Consider the following 18,371-nt stretch of genomic DNA (forward strand, 5'->3'; position numbering starts at 1 on the left):
TTAGTGCGGTTTTTCATGCAAAAAAACAAGCCAACAGCCCCCTCGACTTGAGGAGGCTGCCAGCTTGCTTGAATTACGTTGTGTGCCGGTATTTTTTTAAAATACAGGAAAGGATATCGTAACGCTATCCTTTCTCTGTATTTCTCGGACTGAAACGCGCCGCGCCGCCAGAGGACGGCTTTCGGCCGTTTCACCTTTATTTGCTAGCTAAAAACTTGTCAAACTGGCTTTGCTTCTCAGCAATGATTTTTTCGATGCCTGCGGATTTCAGCTTCGCTGTATATTCCGGCAGTACTTTATCGACATCGACCGAGCCTGTTTCAAGCGCCGTCAAATACTGTTTGTCGACGTTGACAACTGCGCCGATTTCCGCTTTTAGAGACTCGCCGTCGAAGACGAAGCCAAGGCCAGGGGAAACTTTGGCATTTTGGTTAAACTCTTTGAATTTCTCCCACTTGTTCGGGTCCTCTGTTTCCCACACATAGTTCAGGAACTGGCTGCCGAACATCCAAGCTGCGCCTGGGTTGTAGTTTTTCGTATTATCGGTGGATTTAATCACTTCATCGCTAACCTTCGCATAGTGGTCATTCTCGATACCGAAGTTAAGCAGATTGTTGACAAATTTGTCCGAGTGAAGCAGATTGATGAACATCATAGCGCGAGCAGGATCTTCCGAAGTGGAAGAGATACCTAGCATCGAGCCGGCTGTTTCCGAAGTCGCAATTGTCTTCGTGTTCAGCTCCAGTTGTGCTAGCTTGCCAGTCATGCCCGTTTGGTTTTCAAGCTCTTTATCCTTGCCCGGCTTCAGCGACGAAGTCATCGAGAACACATTGCCTGCTTTCATGGCATCGTAGTTCATCGTTTGGTTCGTTGCTGCGTCGCTGTTAATATAGCCTTTTTTGAAAAAGTCGCGAGTCAGCTTGAGCGTATCCACATAACGTGCCACGTCATAGTTAGCTTTAACCATCGTGCCATCTTCGTCTTTCAAAATAATGCCCGGGATGGACGTATCGCCCAGTGCGTCATAATTGCCGAAATAATGCGAGTTGAACGTCTCGCCGTCTTTCAAATAAAGAGGTGTCAATTCTGGGTGCTTCTCTTTTACAACTTTGTATACGTTGTCAAGATCAGCGATCGTTTTTACTGCGGTCATATCAATGCCCAGTTCATCGGCAATGTCTTTGCGGTAAATGATGCCGCCTTGCGCCGCAAGCTCTTTATTCGTTGGAACGCCGTAGTTTTTGCCGTTGATTTTCGCGCCTTCCAAAAATACCGGATCAAGCGTTTTCAAAATATCTTGGCCATTTTCTTTCAGCAGATCACCCAAATCAATGAATGCGCCTTTTGCAACGTTAACGGCATGCTTATTCCATTGCGCTGTGAAAATAATATCAACCTTTTGACGCGAAGCGATCATTAGATTGATTTTATCATCCCAAGGACCCCAATCGATTGGCATTAAATCAATGGAAGCATTGATTTTATCCTTCAAATATTCGTTGAGCTTGGCTTCTACCTTCGCTTCATCCGCCTGAGGAGCACCTGTGTACACGAGTTTAATCGTATACGGCTCCAAAGCCGCAGCTCCATTGTCTGCTGGTGTTGCCGTCTCGGATGCTGCCGGGCTTGCCGATGCTTCCCCTGCATTGCTTGGTGAAGCATTTCCATTCGTCGCACCACTGCCGCCGGAACAAGCATTCAGCAATAAAGCAAAAGTGAGCATCGTGGTGGTAACGCCAAGCACTCCCTTATTTGTTCTAATCATATTCCCTTTGACCTCCCCAAAAAAATGATAAATCTATGCTTGCACCGGCATTGATCCGGTTACAGCCCTTAGCAGGCAGAGCCTGCCGTCAGCCTTTTACAGCACCGACGGTCAAACCCTTTACAAAATACTTCTGGAAGAACGGGTAAGCGAATACGATTGGTCCAATACCCATAATCGCCATAGCCATACGCACCGTTTCATTCGGGAACGAAACTTGGCCCCCTGCTGCGGCAATAGCCGATGCCGCGTTGCTGTTGCTCGCCAGAAACTGGATGTTTAGCAGCATTTTGTACATGAGATATTGGATACTCAGCGTCTTGTCATCGGTTATGAAGACGAGGCTGAGGAACCAATCATTCCAGTAGTTGACGGTGCTGAAGAGCGCAACGGTTGCCAGCACGGGCAGCGAAAGCGGCGTGACGATACGGAAAAATATCAGCATCTCGCTCGCTCCGTCGATTTTGGCCGCTTCTAGAATCGCTACTGGGATCGTCGACTGGAAAAACGTGCGAATGACGAGCACGAAAAACGCAGAAACGAGCAGCGGCAGCACAAGTGCCCAAATGTTATCCCTCAGATTCAGCATATTCACGTAAACGAGATACCAAGGTACCAGACCACCGTTGAACAGCATTGTGAAGAAAATGAAGAAGGTGAAAAACTTGCGATGCGGAAAGTCCGTCCGCGAAATCGGATACGCATACAGCGCCATAATAATGAGGCTGAGAATGGTACCAGCGATCGTTACGAAGATCGTAACGCCGTAAGAGCGTAAAATTTGCTGCCAATCGGTAAACAGAAACTTATAGGCGGTAAAATCGATTTGATTCGGAATGAAGCTGTAGCCTTTCGTCAGCACATCCTGCTCATTCGATAGTGATACCATGACGATTAGAAGAATCGGCAGCAGACAAGCGATCGTATACAGCATGAACCCAATGTTGATAATCGTGTTTGCTGTAGGCGAAATCGAGTTGAACGGGTTCGAGCCCGATTTGCTCATTTCAGTTTGCATAGTGTTTGTTTCCTCCCATTCTTATCCTTGCTCTAAAACAATGCGCTGTCCTTGTCGACTCGGCGAACGAACCAGTTCGACAGGAATACGAGTATGAAGCCGACCAACGATTGGTACAGCCCAGCTGCTGACGATAAGCCTATATCGCCCATTGCAATAAAGGTGCGGTAAACGTACGTGTCAATAACGTTCGTTACCGGGAACAAAGGACCCGACTCGCGCGGCACTTGGAAGAACAAACCGAAATCCGCATAAAATACCCGTCCAATTTGCAGCAGCGTCAGTACGATAATCGTTGGCATAAGCAGCGGAATCGTCACACTTTTGATTTGCTGCCATTTGCTGGCGCCGTCTATCGTTGCCGCTTCGTAATATTCGTCGTCGATGCCGATAATAGCCGCTAAATAAAGCACGGTGTAATAACCGACGTTTTTCCACGTATTAATAATCGGTAGCAGGAACGGCCATATTTTCGTCTCGAAATACCACTGCAGCGGCTCAAGTCCAAGCCATTTCATAATGGAGGTATTTACGAAGCCATGCGTATCATGCAGGAATCCGTAGACCAAATAACTGACTACGACCATCGATAAAAAATAAGCTAGGAAAATGACCGCTTGATGAAACTTCGCCATCAGCTTGTTTTTCATCTCATTGAGCATAATCGCAAATGCGACTGGCACAATCATATTCAGAATAATGAACGAAATGTTGTAAAGCAGCGTATTTCTCGTAATAATCCAGGCATCTGATGTTTTAAACAAATACTTGAAATTGTCGAACCAGACCCAAGGACTATTAATAATCCCATCAGCATAATTGACGTTTTTGAATGCGATGACGGTTCCTAACATCGGAATATAGTTGTTGAAAATCAAAAACAATACTCCAGGAGCCATCATGACATAGAAGATCCAATATCTTCTCATGTTGGTAGCGAGCGTCATATTTTCATCCTTTCTCCATCCCTCTCTATGTTTAAATTGTAATGAAAAACGGAGCCTCTCATCTATCGGCTCCGTGACTGTATTAACGCTATAATGACTTATTTTAGTAGCATGGTGAAAAAGAGACTCCACTGCATGAGAAGGTTTGCTTTTTCACCACACTTCTAAATATGCTGTACCTTTTTGCGATATTCCTGCGGAGTGAGGCCTGTCTCTTTTTTGAACAGCTTGGAAAAATGGGAAAAGTTCGAATAGCCAATCATAACCGCAATATCGCTAATTTTCGTATTCGTCTTCTCCAGCTCTTCCCGGGCGCGGGCGATTCGCATTCTGACGAGATAATCCGTCAACGAATGCCCCGTCTCCCGGCGGAACAGCCGCGACAAATACGCCGGATTCAAATAGACGGCCTCCGCCGCATGCTCGCGGCTGAACTGCTCGTCCAAGTGCTCCTCCATATAACGCTGCACCTTGGATACGACCTGCGATACGTCCTTGCCAGCCGTTCCGGCATAATCCGTTAGCTGCATGCATACTTGATGCGTCCAGCTGCGCATGCGCGGTAGCGACTTCATGACTTGCTCACCGGCTTCCCATTCACGTTTGGCGAACACGTCAGTTATAGCGACCCCCTGCTTGCCGAGCCACTGGAATACCATATTCATAAAGCCGAAGTAAAACGAGGCAAGCTGCGTATAATCACCGTTGCTGTGCTGCAAATGATCAAAATGCTCATCTATTCGCAGCAGCAGCTCCGCCCGCTTGCCCGGCGCAAGCAGCATCGCCCAATCGGTAAAGGGCAGCGGCTGAGAAGCTATCGCTGTGCTCGTCGCCTGGCCGCTCTGGCTGCTTTCGTGTATGACGGCACAGGCCGCATTCACATTGCTGCGCTCCAGATCAAGCAGCCGCTGTACGCTGCCGCGTAGCTGCTGCGCAACGGTCGCGGTGCCGATATAGCAAGACAGCTGGCAATGCAGCAGACCACGTGCCTGCTGGATAAAATTTTTGCAGCGATCGGCAATCGCCTGCTCGTCTTCCTCATTACTATAGAAGAGAGCATACAAAATACCGTTTCCGTCATGCACAATATGTCCGGGCTTGCCGCCTAGAACAAGCTCGGCCGCTGCATTTTTCACCCCATAGGTCATAATTTCCTCATCGCGCGCCGACCATTCTTCCCGCCAATGCTCAATGCTGATCAGCACCGCTCGAATTTCGCTATCCGCGCGCAGCGGTATGCCGTACGTTTCCATTGAAGAGTCCAAGTGCACGGGGGCAGCGGAAACCCGGTAATGCAGCATATCCTGCCAAAAACGCTCAATAAGCGCAGGCCGCTGCTTGTTCCACTGCTCATAATAATGGCTGTAGGTGCTGCGGATTTCTTCAAGCTCCTCCAGCTCCACAACCTTCTCAATCGCGTTATGAATGCAGGTCTTCAGCACCTCGTGATCGACTGGCTTCAGCAAATAATCGAAGCAATCGAGCTGCACCGCCTGCTGCGCGTATTTGAAATCCGCATGGCCCGTCAAAAACACAGTGACGGAGGAAGGGGAATGCTCATTGACCCACTCCAATAGCTGAATGCCGTTCAAATCAGGCATGTCAATATCCGACAGCACAATATGCACCTTCTCCTGCAGCAGCACTTCCTTCGCTTCCTCCGCATCGCAGGCGGTAAACAGCTGGCCTATCGGCACATCCGACCAATTAATGCCCTGTACAATGCCGCGAACGGCAATATCCTCATCATCTACAACTAGCAAATTATACATTCGTAATTAGCTCCTCTTCCCCCACTGGGAATCGAATGGTAACGGCAGCGCCGCCTTCTTCAATATTTTTGAACGTAATAGTTGCCCGTTCGCCATAAATTAATTGCAGCCGATGGATGACATTCATAATGCCGAGCCTGCTCGTCTCCCCTTCAACAAGCGGGATTTTGCGCTGCAGCAGTTCCAGAACCGGTTCCGCGAAACCCGTTCCGTTGTCGGTAATCGTCAAATAAAAACCGCCATCCTTCTGCGTCTCCACTCCAATATGAATGATGAATGGCTTGCGGCGATTTTTGAATCCGTGAATAATAGCATTTTCCACAAAAGGCTGCACAATCAGCGCCGCGACCTTGTAGTTTTTCACAAATTCCGGTACGTCATATGTAAATTGCAGCTTGTCCGGGAACCGCATTTTCTGAATCGTAATATAGTTGTCGATATGATCCAGCTCTTCGCTGAGCAAAATCATGTCGCGGTTCGAACGCATAATAAAGCGGAAATAGTCGGCGAGATGCAGGGACATTTTTTTCACCGATTCTGTATCGCCCAGCGCCGCTAAATTATAAACAATATTTAGACTGTTCATATAAAAATGCGGGTTAATCTGCGCTTGCAGCTGCCGCAGCTCTCCCTGCTTGACGCGCAGCTGCTCCTCGTAAACGTCAATTTTGAGCGTCGTAATTTGCTCGGCCATTTTATTGAAGGTGTTGCCGAGAAAAGCAAACTCCAGCGACTGCCCCGACTGCTTCGCCTCAAGACGGACATCGAGCTGGCCGATGGCGATTTTCTTCATCCCGAGCATCAGCTCGCGAAGCGGCTTGAACAGCATATTGCGCATAAACAGCAAATAAATGCCCAGCAGCAGCAGAAAGCCGAACGGCGCAAGCAAGGCTGCATTTTGGAAAATAATTAGGCTTTTCAGCAGCGTCTGTTCCGGCACCAGTACCCGATACGCAATATTGGCCAAGCTGCTGTCGCGGTTCAGCACCAAATACGACTCTTTCGTCTCCGGATCGACGACGGAACCCGGCGACTCCGCAGTTGCAGCAGACTTTCCACTAAGAAGCCGCGGCGCTTGTTCAGTCAATGCCTGGGCGGACTGATTGGCATCACGCAAATAAATGCCATTGTTGCCGATGTCGCCATCGCTCCATTGAATCGCCAGCAGCCGCTCCAAATCCTTCACTCGAATGATGCCACCGACGTAGAGCCCATCTCTAACTTCAATAAAGTTAATGAGAAAATAATGCCCGGGCATTCGCTCGTCAAATTTGACCTCCCACGTTTCGGGATCATTGTGGGGCGCTTGGCCGCCCTTCGTCATCTGGATCATATTTTGCTTAATGATTTGCCGCGCATCCTCATACACCGCATTATCCGTGCCAAATATTATGTCCCGCTCATGATAGACGAAAATGCTGTCCAGCAAGCTGTACACGCCAACGTCCCGATTCAGCTTGGAATCGATCTGCACCTTCGTGAGCATATACCAATCACTATCCATCGGAAACGAGGTGAGCAGGCCGACATCGGAATCAAGCACCGACATCTGATACAAATATTCATTGATTTCCTCCAGATTCTGATCCATCTGGCCGCCGAATATATCCAGCGTATTGCGATACGTCTCCGAAACCTTCTCCCGTACAATTGTTTTCGCATACATATTGTTAATAAGCATGTATACGACAATTGGGAGCATAACGCCCATAAAGCCAATGATCAGCTTCGTTTTAATCGATTGCCCAAACCTCATAGGCCGCAATCCTCCCAAATTAATCTACTAATTACTCCTATATTACCATTGAAAGGCTTTTCTTTGAATCATAATCTATTATGTAAAAGAGCCCTCTTCCCCTTGGGATCGCCACTCCCAGCCTAGTTGTCATTCGATTCGATTATTTAAGAAAAAAGCAGCTATTAATCCGCCGAAAATGTGTCGAATACTGTAGAAAAAAGGCATTTTAAATGTTATCTTTGAGTTAACCTGGAACTTTGATTAAAAGTCTCAGAATTAAAGGGGGACAACCTTATGTTTCTCAAGGATGCACAGACAAAAAAGACGACAGCCTTGCTAGAAGAAGCTAGAAAACGCTCCGAGCTATTTTTACAGCATGATTTTTCACCATTCGAGGTGCCTGCTATAAATTCGGACGAAACGAAAGCCATTATAGAGCATTTTAATGCTGCCCTACAGATGGTAATCAAGCAAGCCGCAGACGCAGAGCTTCGTTTACAGCTTGTAACAGCGGCTATCCAAGTTGGACTATGGGATATGCAGGTCATTGCCGGAGATCCGGTCAATCCGAAAAACACGTTTATTTGGAGCGATGCCTTTCGTAAAATGCTAGGCTATCAGAATGAGGCTGATTTCCCGAATGTACTGGACAGTTGGTCATCCAAGCTGCACAAAGAGGATCATGACTGGGTACTCGCTGCATTTGCCAACCATTTGAATGATAGAACCGGAACCGTCCCGTATGATCTGGAATACCGCTTGCTGCTGAAAAACGGCCAATATCGCTGGTTCCGTGCGACGGGCACGACGGTAAGAGACTCGAAGGGCGTTCCGCTCCGCGTTGCTGGCGCTTTATTCGATATTCATGACAAGAAAATGAAGGATCAGGAGACTGCCGCTCTCGTTACGCGCTACGATCTGATCAGCCGCGCTTTAATCGAAGCTCCTTGGGATATGACGGTCGTCGCTGGCGATGTGGTCAATCCAAATAATGAATTTTGGTGGTCGCCCCAATTCCGCAAAACGCTTGGCTTTCAAGACGAGAGCGACTTCCCTAACGTCTTCAGCAGCTGGAGCAGCCGGCTTCATCCCGATGATGCGGAACGGACGATTAAAGGATTTGCGGACCATATGAACGATTACAGCGGTAAAACGCCATATGACCTGGACTATCGCTTAAAGTTAAAAAGTGGCGAGTATCGCTGGTTCCATGCAGGTGGAGAAACAGTCCGGGATTCGAGAGGCGTTCCACTTCGGGTTGCCGGCACGATTCGGGATGTTACCTATGAGAAAAATAAAGATGATATCGTCAAGCTGATGAATGAGAAAACCCAGCAGCTTTCACAATCGATTTTGGATATGGTCAAAGGGATTAACAATGTCACAACCCAGGCGCAGGAGCTCGCCGTTGCCCAAGAGCAATCGACCGAAGCCGCCAATCACGCCAAAAACAGTGCCGACGAGACAAAAAATATTTCTAATTTCATTAAAGAAATCGCCAATCAAACGAATCTATTGGGCCTCAATGCTGCGATCGAGGCAGCACGTGCTGGCGAGCTGGGCCAAGGCTTTTCGGTCGTGGCCAATGAAGTGCGCAAGCTGGCCGTCCACAGCGCCGATGCAACCGTCAACATTGAAAACAGCTTGAACACGATGAAGGATTATATCGAGGAAATTCTCCAGCACATTCATAATATGGCTAGCTTAACGCAGACGCAGGCTGCCCTGACCGAGCAGGTCAACGCCTCGATGGATGAAATTAATGACATGTCGCAGTCGCTGGTCGATATTGCGAAGACGTTGTAGGTTCAAAGTCTTTAATCCATATAAAAAGACGATTCCCTCTCCTTTTTTAAAGGGGCGGGATCGTCTTTTTTCTGCTTATATGCTGCAAATCTTATCTGAGCCGCTTATATATGGGCAAAAGCTCTAAAAGGCTGGTACTCCATCGTGCCGATTAGAGCTTTCACGCTGTCATGCTCCCAGAAGCCAAAATCATTATTGACATAAAGGGCGTTATTTTTACGATAAAAAATTTCTGAGTCGCTAAACGTCAAAAGGGCATCCGAGCCCACCGTTTCGAGAAGGCTGAACACCATTTGGAGCATCAGTTCGCAAGCCTCCGGCTCTGTATCGTACGAATTGTAAAGCTTAAAGCTCACATGCTGCTTGTATACGAATTCATCCTCCAAATAGTCAGAGTCCCATCCAAATGACATATCGAGCGTATCGACTATGGTCACCGAAAATCCGATTCTTTCATTAAACTCATCGATTCGAAATCCATTGGTTAGCGGAACCAGTTGCTCGGCTACAAAGCCCAATTGCTTTAAAACCTTTGTTACCATCGACTGTGTCAACAACCGCTCCTCAAACATTAAGGAATATTGCAGTGCCATAAATTCCCCTCCGCTTTATTGATATCAGCATCCTACATGCATCATAACAAATAGCTCTGAACGGATTCTGACCGGAGCACTTCAATAGGAAAAAGTTTCTTTTACCAGCGTACCTGTTGTTGACGCTTCCCTTATTCTCCTTTACTATAGAAAATAGTGGATTGATAATGATTTTCATTATAATTGGAGGCTTGTTCAAATGTCAGAATCCTTGGAATTATTTGATGTAACGATTATTGGTGGAGGCCCTGCGGGCATGTACACTGCTTTCTATAGCGGAATGCGCGATTTGAAAACTAAGCTGATTGAAGCTCAAAATGAGCTTGGCGGCTTTCTGCACACATACCCGGAGAAAATGATATGGGACGTCGGCGGCATTCCACCGATGCGCTGTGACAAGCTGATTGCCTGGCTGGAGCAGCAGGCGCGCACATTTGACCCCACTCTCGTGTTCAACCAAAAAATCGTAGGAGTGGTAAAACAAGAGGACGGGAATTTCCTGCTTACCTCGACAACTGGCGAGCAGCATCTATCGCGTACGGTCATCGTGACCGTAGGCCGAGGCATTACGCAAATTCAGAAGCTTGATATTCAGGGCGCTGACCGCTACGAGGTAACGAATCTGCATTACACCATTCAAGAGCTGATATCGTTCCGCGGTAAAAGAGTGCTGATCTCCGGCGGCGGCAATTCCGCAGTCGATTGGGCGAATGAGCTTACGGGCATCGGGGCAGAGGTTATCGTTATTCACCGCCGCGATCAGTTCAAAGCGATGGAGAAGCATGTCGCGGATATGATGGCAACCGCCGATGTGCGTACGCCTTATTTCGTCAGCCAGCTGAACGGACAAGGCGAGACGATTCACAGCGTTACGATTACTAATGCCGAGACGGGCGAAACGGAGGTGCTCGATGTGGATGCGGTAGTCGTCAACCATGGCTATACGAGCGACTACGGCCCGATTGCAGAATGGGGCATTGAGCTGGGCGAGTGGGCAATCAACGTCAGCAACCGTCTGGCAACGAATGTACCGGGCATTTTCGCCGCTGGCGACTGCGTGCACTATGACAGCAAGGTGAGACTGATTGCCGGAACGTTTACCGATGCCGTGCTTGCCCTGAACAGCGCTAAGCTATACATGGAGCCGGAAGCGGATCATTACGCCTACGTTTCCTCCCATAATGTACGCTTCAAGGAACGTAATAAACAGCTGCATATCGCATCTCTCCAATCGTAAGGCTGTCCATAGCATAAACTGAATCTTATTGTTGCTAAGCCCCTGTCCGGCTTTATAACCGGATAGGGGCTTTTGCGTATAACGTCTGCCTTCGGCTTATTAAATGATTAGGAGAGCCACTCTAGAAACTCAAGGCGGTTTCCAAAAGGATCGTTTAAGTAGAAGCGTTTAACGCCTTCATCTGCCCTAGCCTCGTCGTCGATCACTTGGATGTGGTGCTGAAGCAAATGATCGCGCAATTCCTCTAGGCTCTGTACGTGGAAGGCAGGATGGGCTTTCGTTGCTGGGACAAAATCCTGCTGTACGCCAATGTGTACTTGATGGGTGCCGCACTGAAACCAGACCCCGCCGCGTTTTTTCAGCATTTCCGGCTTTGGAATTTCCGTCCAACCTAATATACCGTTAAAAAAGCTCCTTGCCTCTGTTTCGCAGCCTTCCGGGGCTGCAAGCTGAATATGGTCAATGCCATAAAAATGATAAGCCATATATTTCGCCTCCTGTTTCATATAGTGAAACATAGTTTCATTTTATAAATCTATTTTAACGCTATTCCCCATAACAATCCAGCCTTTTCCACTTTGATGCGGTAAACTCAACTAACATAATCATGTTTCCAATCAGCTTAGGTCCATACAGCAAGCTGAAACGGCTGTCGCTGTCCTTTGGCGGCGCGGCGCGTTTCAGTCCGATAAATATAGGAAAGGATGGAAAAAGCATATCCCTTCCTATATTTCAAAAAAAGTCCGTTACGGCTAATAAGCCATAACGGACTTCTCTATATGTGTCGTTCCTATTTTGCAAAGCTATGATTGCCAATCGTCGTAATGACTTCCAGGCTGTCCCAGAAGGCGCCTTTGGACACATTGGGATTAAAGAAGTAGATTGCATTTTGCACGTTGTTTTTGCCATTCAGCGCTTCCTTAGCTGCGCGCAGGGAGCCTTCATTTGGCTTGCTTTTATCAAGGAGTCCATTGTGAGCTGGCGGGAACTGTCTGCCCGAATAAATCACTTCACGAATCGTGCTTGGAAAACGGGAGTCCTTCACTCTGTTCAATATAACGTTCGCCAAGGCAAGCTGTCCTTGGTATGACTCATAACCCGATTCAACCATTGTAATCTTGGCAAGCAGCGTCAAGTCCGCTTCTGTGAACGGGTCAGCAGCATGATCAAAGATCGAAGGAATGATCACTTTAAGCTTCGTACCCGCTTTAAGCTTCGCCTTGCTATCCAGCCCGTTGCGCTTAAGCAGCTCCGACTTGCTGCTGCTCGTTTCCTTGCTAATCTCGTCTATTCCGTATTTATCCGATATTACTGCGGGCTTCACTGTAGCGAGCTCAATATCGCCTGATCCCGCATTTACTTGCAAATCGGCATGCAGCATTTCTGCTAATTGTCGCAGGGACGCATACAGTCTGCCTTCCTTGAACACGGGAGCCGCATCCATTACATACCGCTCATCGTTGAAATAGACAACGGGCACTCCGTTTCCGAGGACGATTTTATCATTCACTGCCGTATGTATCGTTACTTCCTCATTGTCACTATCCCAGCTCGACTTGGCACTGAACAGTTCAGCGATGCGAGCTACAGGCACATACAATCTTCCATCCAGTATAAACGTAGAATCATTCAGCACTACTTGCTTGCCGTCGAGTTTAATCTTCGCGTCATCCGCAGCGCTTGCCAAGGGCCCGATGCATAGCAGAAGCATTCCCAAAACCATAGCGAATATTAGCCGTTTAACCGGCCTGCTTTCTCTAATCATACGTACCTCCCAGAATATTATGGTCGTATTTCACTTGAAGCAATAACAGCAAACCGCTGCAGCACCTCACCACAAAACACGCCCTAGCTGGAGCAATCTCCCAGCATTCTTTCTCTGGGCAAAATTATAACACAGCTAAATAGGTCTGTAGGATTAACATTTTCACAGAATTAATAAGAAGCTTGTTCCACCCACTACTCTAAAACGTACAGCGGAAGCGTGAAATAGAAGGTGCTTCCTACCCCCAGCGTGCTCTCCACATGAATTTCTCCCTCATGATAATGGATGATTTCTTTGGCAATCGCAAGGCCGATTCCACTCCCCTGAACCGCCTGCCGATCATGCCTTTCTCTAAAGAAGCGGTCAAATACAAATGGCAGCGACTCCTTCTGCATGCCTGCCCCATTATCCTGAACACGTATCGTGAGCTGACCGACGGAATCGTCATCTCCTTCCCATTCTTCGATTGCACAATGAATGCGAATCTGCCCTTCGGCCCCCGTGTGCTGAATCGCATTAAACACGAGGTTGGTCAGCACCTGCGTAATTCGGTCCATATCCACAACGACATGGTATTCGGCCAGCTTAGCTGAATCAAATGCCAGCTGAAAATCATAATGCAGTCCGGCGCGCACAACATCGAGCATGAATTTATCCTCAATTTTGGCGACCAGCTCCTGAAGCGTCATCATGAGAAAGATCATTTCGGATTTGCCCGATTCCAGCCGCGACAGCTCAAATAAATCATGGATTAAACGGTTTAGGCCAAGCGCTTTGACGAGCACCATTTGCAAGTACCTTTTTTTATCCGCTTCCTGCTCCACAAGCCCGGATACAATCGCTTCTACATAGCCTTGAATCGCCGTCATCGGCGTACGCAGCTCATGGGAAATATCGCTGAGCAGACGCCTGCGGGACAGCTCCAGCCGGCTTAAATCTTTGTTTTTCCGCTCCAATTCCACCGTTCGCTCATGAATGCGATGTTCCAGATTCGTATTCAGCTCGGAAAGCTGCTCGTTTAACTCGGCAAGCTGCTGCGCATTGAAGCTTACTTCCTGAACGGACCTTTTTAACAGCAGCAGCGTTCGGACACGGCTTACGAGCTCATTGCGGCCAATCGGCTTCGAGATATAATCATTCGCTCCAGCGCTAAAGCAGGCCTTAATCGTATGATCCCTGCTGCTTGCGGTCATAATCAATATGGGCAGCTCGATTAAGTTGTATTTTTCTCTAATCAGGCCGCATAGCTCATAGCCGGACATGCCGACCATCATCAAATCGGCAATAACCAAATCCATTTCATGCAGCTCTTCCATACGCTCCAGCACCTCAGAACCACTTGTAGCAGACTCGAATACACAGTTCAACGGCGCCAGCTGTTGAATAACGACCTGCAAATTCACGGGTTCATCGTCCACAATGAGCACGCGATACGGCCGCTGTGAAGATGCGGGCAGCTCTGAACCGCCTCTATTCCCTGTACCTGCGTGGGCGGCCACTGCTGTCCGTTCTTTTTCAACAGCGATGAGCGCATGCCCATTCAACCGCTCCTGTTGCTGTTCAAGCAGCGATATCGGCAGGCCCTTAACCCCCATATGACGGATGGTAAAGCTAAATAATGAGCCTTGACCGACCTTTGACCATACCGTAATTTCTCCACCGTGCAATTCTACAAGCTGCTTGGTAATTTTCAGGCCCAGCCCCGTGCCCGTATCATCAATCGATTCGAGCTTCTCAAACGGGTTGAAAATGACTTCGAACTTGTCCTCAGCTATGCCAATTCCCGTATCCTCCACATGTATTTCCACATAGTCGCGGAAATGCTGCGCGGTTATCGTCACATGCCCGGAAGGCGTATATTTGATCGCATTGCCTATTAAATTAAACAAAATTTGCTGCAGCCGATTCTCATCGGCAAAAATAGGTGGAAAATCGGAGCGGATATGATTGCGCAGCTCTAAATTTCTGCCGGTTACGAGCGGCTTGACGACCGTAAGCACCACCTGTGCCAGCTGGTACAAATCGATTTTCGTTAGATGAAGGCGCATATCATTATTTTTTAATAGAGCATAGTCCAATATATCATTAATTAAATAGGACATGCGCTGACCGCTCGATACAATCATGTTCAAATGCACACGCTGGCTGTCTTCTATCCGATCATACATGCTGTGAAGCAGCGACTGCGCCAGCCCAATAATGCCGTTCAGCGGCGTACGCAGCTCGTGAGAGGTGTTGGCCAAAAACTCATCCTTAACCTTATCCAAATCAAGCAGGCGCGCAGATAAGCGCTCATTCGTTTTAATGGCATTGGAAAATTTGATCGACACAATAATGGATAAGCAAATAATTAAAAACAGCAGCCCATATGGAAAATAGATGCCCGTTCGAATCGTGTCATTGCTCATCAAAATATCATTGACGACCGTTATGAAAAAAACAACGGTGCCCATCAGCATTAAATTTGCGCCTGACAGCCGTCTAATGGCAGCCTTGAATACATATTGAATGAGCACAAAACCAATCACAATCGCATAGGCCTGCATCACCAAGGCCAGCTTCGTAAACACTTGAACCGGCGTCACAACAATGAACAAGGTCAGCAGTCCGCCTGGAATCCACAGTATATTTCGCATCCGTTTTGACACTTGGCCCGGAAAGCTGAAATAGAAAAACAGCACAAATAGCGGGGCGCTCCCGAGAAAGCCCAAATATTCGATTTTCACTAAGACATTATCGTTTAGGCTTTGAATTAAGACCGATAGCGTGTATTGGGATTGGGAGCTGTTTTTCATAGCCAGGACTACACAAATAAGGCCAAAAAATAAAGATTCCCAATTTTTACGCAAGAGGATAAATAAAACGATGTGGTAAAGCCCCATAATGAGCATGCAGCCAATCAACATACTCTCGAATACGAGCTTCTTTTTCATATAATGATCCAGACTGTCGTATTCCCCTAAAGTTAAAGAAGCAAACAAGCCTGCTTTTCGCTGGGTGTAGTTGGACACTTGAATGACAATGTCTGCCTGTGTCTGACCTGCTTCCAAGCGAATCAGGGACGGCACCATATACGGCACTGCCTCCGTCTCGCTGCGGCCTACAACCCCGCTTTCAGAAACGAGCTTCCCATTGATCCACATGCGGTGGGCGGTTGTTATCCCTTTTGCTACAAGGCCCAGCTCGGTTTCCGCCTCTGGCAATTGTACGATAAGATGATAGGTGGCGTAGCCCTTGCTTGAATGCTTTTGTCCATCAGCCTCATGCTGGCTCCATGAGCTTGGCACTTTTATGTAGCCAGCCTGGCCAGCGCTCCCCGCTGTAAAATCATCAGGCTCCAGCAGCTGATTCCAGTAAAATTCCCATTCGCCGTCCAGCGAGCTGCCAGTGCCAGCAATTTGATCCTGGGCTGTGATTGACAGCTTCCCCCTGCTCGCTTCAGGTTTATCCTTATCTAGTGCAGAATTAAACGTCATTAGTATAATGAATATAAATGAAGCTAGTGCTATCGGAACGAAATAGTAGAGGAAAGGCACACGTTTCTTCATGGAAGCTTCACCGCTGATTACCCCTTTTTTCACAATAAAATTGCCGGAGCAATAGCACCCGCCTCTGCATCATAACATAGCTTTTTTTAAAATATAAGAATCTATAAGTTTCATACTTATAATGGGCTTATATTTCTACGCGAAAAGATAGCTTTGCCGTCAGAGGACGGCTTTCGGCCGTTTACGCTTAAATATCATAGTTTTCAAGCCTTTTTTGAATTTCCTTCTTCTCCATATGGAGATAGGTATTCATCCACTGTTGGAGATGATAGCGCTTCGGATCGACGGCAATGGCGATGTCATCATCGTGATCGTCCAATTGCACGAATTGCAGCTGAAGCGAATACGACGGATATTTTTTCAAATAACGCGAAATTTCAAAAGCATCATAAACGGCGGCCAGCACATCCCCCTGCCGCACGCCATCAAACAGCTGAGCCGAGTTTGGATAGCCCACCTGATTTTGATTCGGGAACAGCTCACGCGCAAAGCCCGCATAGGAGGTGCCCGCTACAATGCCAATCCGTTCTCCTCGCCCTTGGATGAGCGCTAGCGGATCAACGTCATCCCCTTTTTCGCCAATGGCTGCAAGCTGCAATCGGTTAATCAATAGCGCTTGTTTCAAATTCAAATACGCATCGGAAAATAAAACCCGCTTCGCCCGTTCCAAGGTCATGCTCAGCTTGGAAACCCCGATATCCACCTCTCCAGTAGATACTTGATTAATCACTTCATTAAAAGAAGCTGCTGTACGGATAAATTCAGCTTGTACGCCAAGCTTAAGAGCGATGTCATTTGCAAGATCAACATCGCTTCCGCGGAGCACTCCCTGATCATCTGCATAGAAAAACGGATAGCGATCCTCCTGATAGAGGGCTACCCGCAGCTTGCCTCTGCTCAAAATGTCCCGAATATCCTCCGGATAAGTCTTTAATTGCTCCTCTGTATAAACGGGTAGCTCCGCTTTATCAGCCGGAGCGGCAGAGCTTGCGGGAATTGGACTAGTGACGGCTGGGCTTGCCGCATGAGCTTGCTTTTCTGGTGCCAATTGATGTGCCTGTTGTGTCATGCTTGCACATGATGTCGTAAAAATGCCTATTACCAACACCAAAAGCAAGCAGAAGGCCAAACGATCGTATTTGCCGATCATTGCTGGCCATCCTCCCCTCCATGCGAAACTTGAGTTTTGCGAAAGCATACTGCGCATACGGTCATGTCATACACAGCGATACGAACATAGCATAGCTTGCAGCGCGGAATAGAGACGGTTGCCAAGCCTCCAACAACCTCTTCCAGCTCTTCTTCCAAGAGCTCACCGGCTTGCCCATTTTCCTTTTTCTGATCGTTATCAGCCTGCTGGTATCCCATATGCCCCGCCTCTTTCAAAGGTTACCTTAAGCCTTAAGCCGCGTCCTCATGTTCGGCTAGAGAACAGACTGAATACCGTAACCCCATGTCGTATTTTGACCGCTCATGCCATGACCGTAATCAAGAAGCAGACCGAGCCCGTGGGCGAGCTCTTCCAATTCCGGCACTGGCGGCTTTAATGCATAAATATCAAACGGCTTGCGGTTATTTCGGCCAACAGCCACTTTTTTCTCCAATCGAAAATACCCAAATGTCAGCGCATTTACACTGACGCGGAACGGGGACAGCTCCTTAGCGAAGCTTTTGACAAAGGCCAGCGCTCCTTGGTTATATACTGGAGATGAAGGGAAGCCATCATAATGCAGCGAATCGGCCAACATCGGCACGATGATCTGCCCCCGCTGCTTGCGCGCCATCACGCTCCCTGCCGCCCGGCTGTATACAAACAGCTCGCTTAGAAGGCTGTAGCTTCTCAAAGCGAACTCGCCAGGATCATGCTGCAGTGCCTCCAGCTCGTCCACCCAATCATGGCCATGAATATATAGGTCAAACCCTTCCATCTGCTCGGCCATGCCCGCTATCACAGACTCCACTGCTTTCATTTGTACGTCTGGCGCAACGATCGTTTGAATTTGTTCCTGCCACTGCGGCGGCACATCTACCCTGAACTGCTCCGCCTGCTCAGCTAGCTGGAAGCTCGCCATGACCCGGATGCCCCGCTGCAGCAAATATAGCGCCATCGCTGTGCCCGAGGCACTTTCAGCATGATGCAAAAATGCGCTTTTCATCTTCGTTCCCCCTTCTATTACAACCA

General features: G+C 48.0%; 14 protein-coding genes. 2 read left to right on the forward strand and 12 right to left on the reverse strand.

Going from position 1 to position 18,371, the window contains the following annotated elements:
- Positions 1-196: 196 nt before the first annotated feature.
- From MHB80_RS23265 to MHB80_RS23285, 5 genes are all read right to left on the reverse strand, one after another.
- Entirely contained in the window at positions 197-1,765 is a 1,569-nt protein-coding gene (locus MHB80_RS23265) for an ABC transporter substrate-binding protein (protein WP_341279215.1), read from the reverse strand.
- Between the two features lie 88 nt (positions 1,766-1,853).
- Positions 1,854-2,783, reverse strand: coding sequence for a carbohydrate ABC transporter permease (locus tag MHB80_RS23270; protein ID WP_341279216.1), 930 nt, complete (start codon positions 2,781-2,783; stop codon positions 1,854-1,856).
- Between the two features lie 32 nt (positions 2,784-2,815).
- Complete coding sequence (locus tag MHB80_RS23275) at positions 2,816-3,730, reverse strand: ABC transporter permease subunit (RefSeq protein ID WP_046232877.1); 915 nt, start codon at positions 3,728-3,730, stop codon at positions 2,816-2,818.
- 164 nt (positions 3,731-3,894) lie between these two features.
- Positions 3,895-5,502: a helix-turn-helix domain-containing protein gene (locus tag MHB80_RS23280; RefSeq protein WP_341279217.1), complete on the reverse strand. Its 1,608-nt coding sequence runs from the start codon at positions 5,500-5,502 to the stop codon at positions 3,895-3,897.
- On the reverse strand, positions 5,495-7,258 hold the full coding sequence (locus MHB80_RS23285) for a histidine kinase (RefSeq protein WP_341279218.1): 1,764 nt from the start codon (positions 7,256-7,258) through the stop codon (positions 5,495-5,497). The genes MHB80_RS23280 and MHB80_RS23285 overlap by 8 nt, the downstream gene beginning before the upstream one ends.
- A gap of 276 nt (positions 7,259-7,534) precedes the next feature.
- On the opposite strand from MHB80_RS23285, the gene MHB80_RS23290 reads away from it, so the two are divergent.
- Positions 7,535-9,046 carry a PAS domain-containing protein gene (locus MHB80_RS23290; RefSeq protein WP_341279219.1) on the forward strand — a complete coding sequence of 504 codons (1,512 nt, stop codon included), beginning with the start codon at positions 7,535-7,537 and terminating at the stop codon, positions 9,044-9,046.
- A gap of 104 nt (positions 9,047-9,150) precedes the next feature.
- Here the strand turns inward: MHB80_RS23290 and MHB80_RS23295 are convergent, their stop codons facing one another.
- Positions 9,151-9,639 carry a SitI3 family protein gene (locus tag MHB80_RS23295; protein ID WP_341279220.1) on the reverse strand — a complete coding sequence of 163 codons (489 nt, stop codon included), beginning with the start codon at positions 9,637-9,639 and terminating at the stop codon, positions 9,151-9,153.
- Between the two features lie 199 nt (positions 9,640-9,838).
- On the opposite strand from MHB80_RS23295, the gene MHB80_RS23300 reads away from it, so the two are divergent.
- Positions 9,839-10,876, forward strand: coding sequence for an NAD(P)/FAD-dependent oxidoreductase (locus MHB80_RS23300; RefSeq protein WP_341279221.1), 1,038 nt, complete (start codon positions 9,839-9,841; stop codon positions 10,874-10,876).
- 107 nt (positions 10,877-10,983) lie between these two features.
- Here the strand turns inward: MHB80_RS23300 and MHB80_RS23305 are convergent, their stop codons facing one another.
- The 6 genes from MHB80_RS23305 to MHB80_RS23330 form a co-directional block, all read right to left on the reverse strand.
- A complete protein-coding gene (locus MHB80_RS23305; RefSeq protein ID WP_341279222.1) occupies positions 10,984-11,361 on the reverse strand; it encodes a VOC family protein in 378 nt (125 codons plus the stop codon).
- A 305-nt stretch (positions 11,362-11,666) separates the two neighbouring features.
- Complete coding sequence (locus MHB80_RS23310) at positions 11,667-12,641, reverse strand: cell wall hydrolase (RefSeq protein ID WP_341279223.1); 975 nt, start codon at positions 12,639-12,641, stop codon at positions 11,667-11,669.
- Between the two features lie 194 nt (positions 12,642-12,835).
- Entirely contained in the window at positions 12,836-16,189 is a 3,354-nt protein-coding gene (locus MHB80_RS23315; protein ID WP_341279224.1) for an ATP-binding protein, read from the reverse strand.
- A gap of 187 nt (positions 16,190-16,376) precedes the next feature.
- Positions 16,377-17,339 carry a transporter substrate-binding domain-containing protein gene (locus MHB80_RS23320; RefSeq protein ID WP_341279225.1) on the reverse strand — a complete coding sequence of 321 codons (963 nt, stop codon included), beginning with the start codon at positions 17,337-17,339 and terminating at the stop codon, positions 16,377-16,379.
- The gene (locus MHB80_RS23325) at positions 17,336-17,557 is read right to left on the reverse strand and encodes a hypothetical protein (RefSeq protein ID WP_341279226.1); all 222 of its coding nucleotides are present in this window, start codon (positions 17,555-17,557) and stop codon (positions 17,336-17,338) included. Before MHB80_RS23325 ends, MHB80_RS23320 begins: the two co-directional genes overlap by 4 nt.
- Positions 17,558-17,613: 56 nt before the next feature.
- The gene (locus tag MHB80_RS23330; protein WP_341279227.1) at positions 17,614-18,345 is read right to left on the reverse strand and encodes a hypothetical protein; all 732 of its coding nucleotides are present in this window, start codon (positions 18,343-18,345) and stop codon (positions 17,614-17,616) included.
- Between the last annotated feature and the right edge of the window lie 26 nt (positions 18,346-18,371).

Source organism: Paenibacillus sp. FSL H8-0537 (assembly GCF_038051995.1).
GTDB lineage: Bacteria > Bacillota > Bacilli > Paenibacillales > Paenibacillaceae > Pristimantibacillus.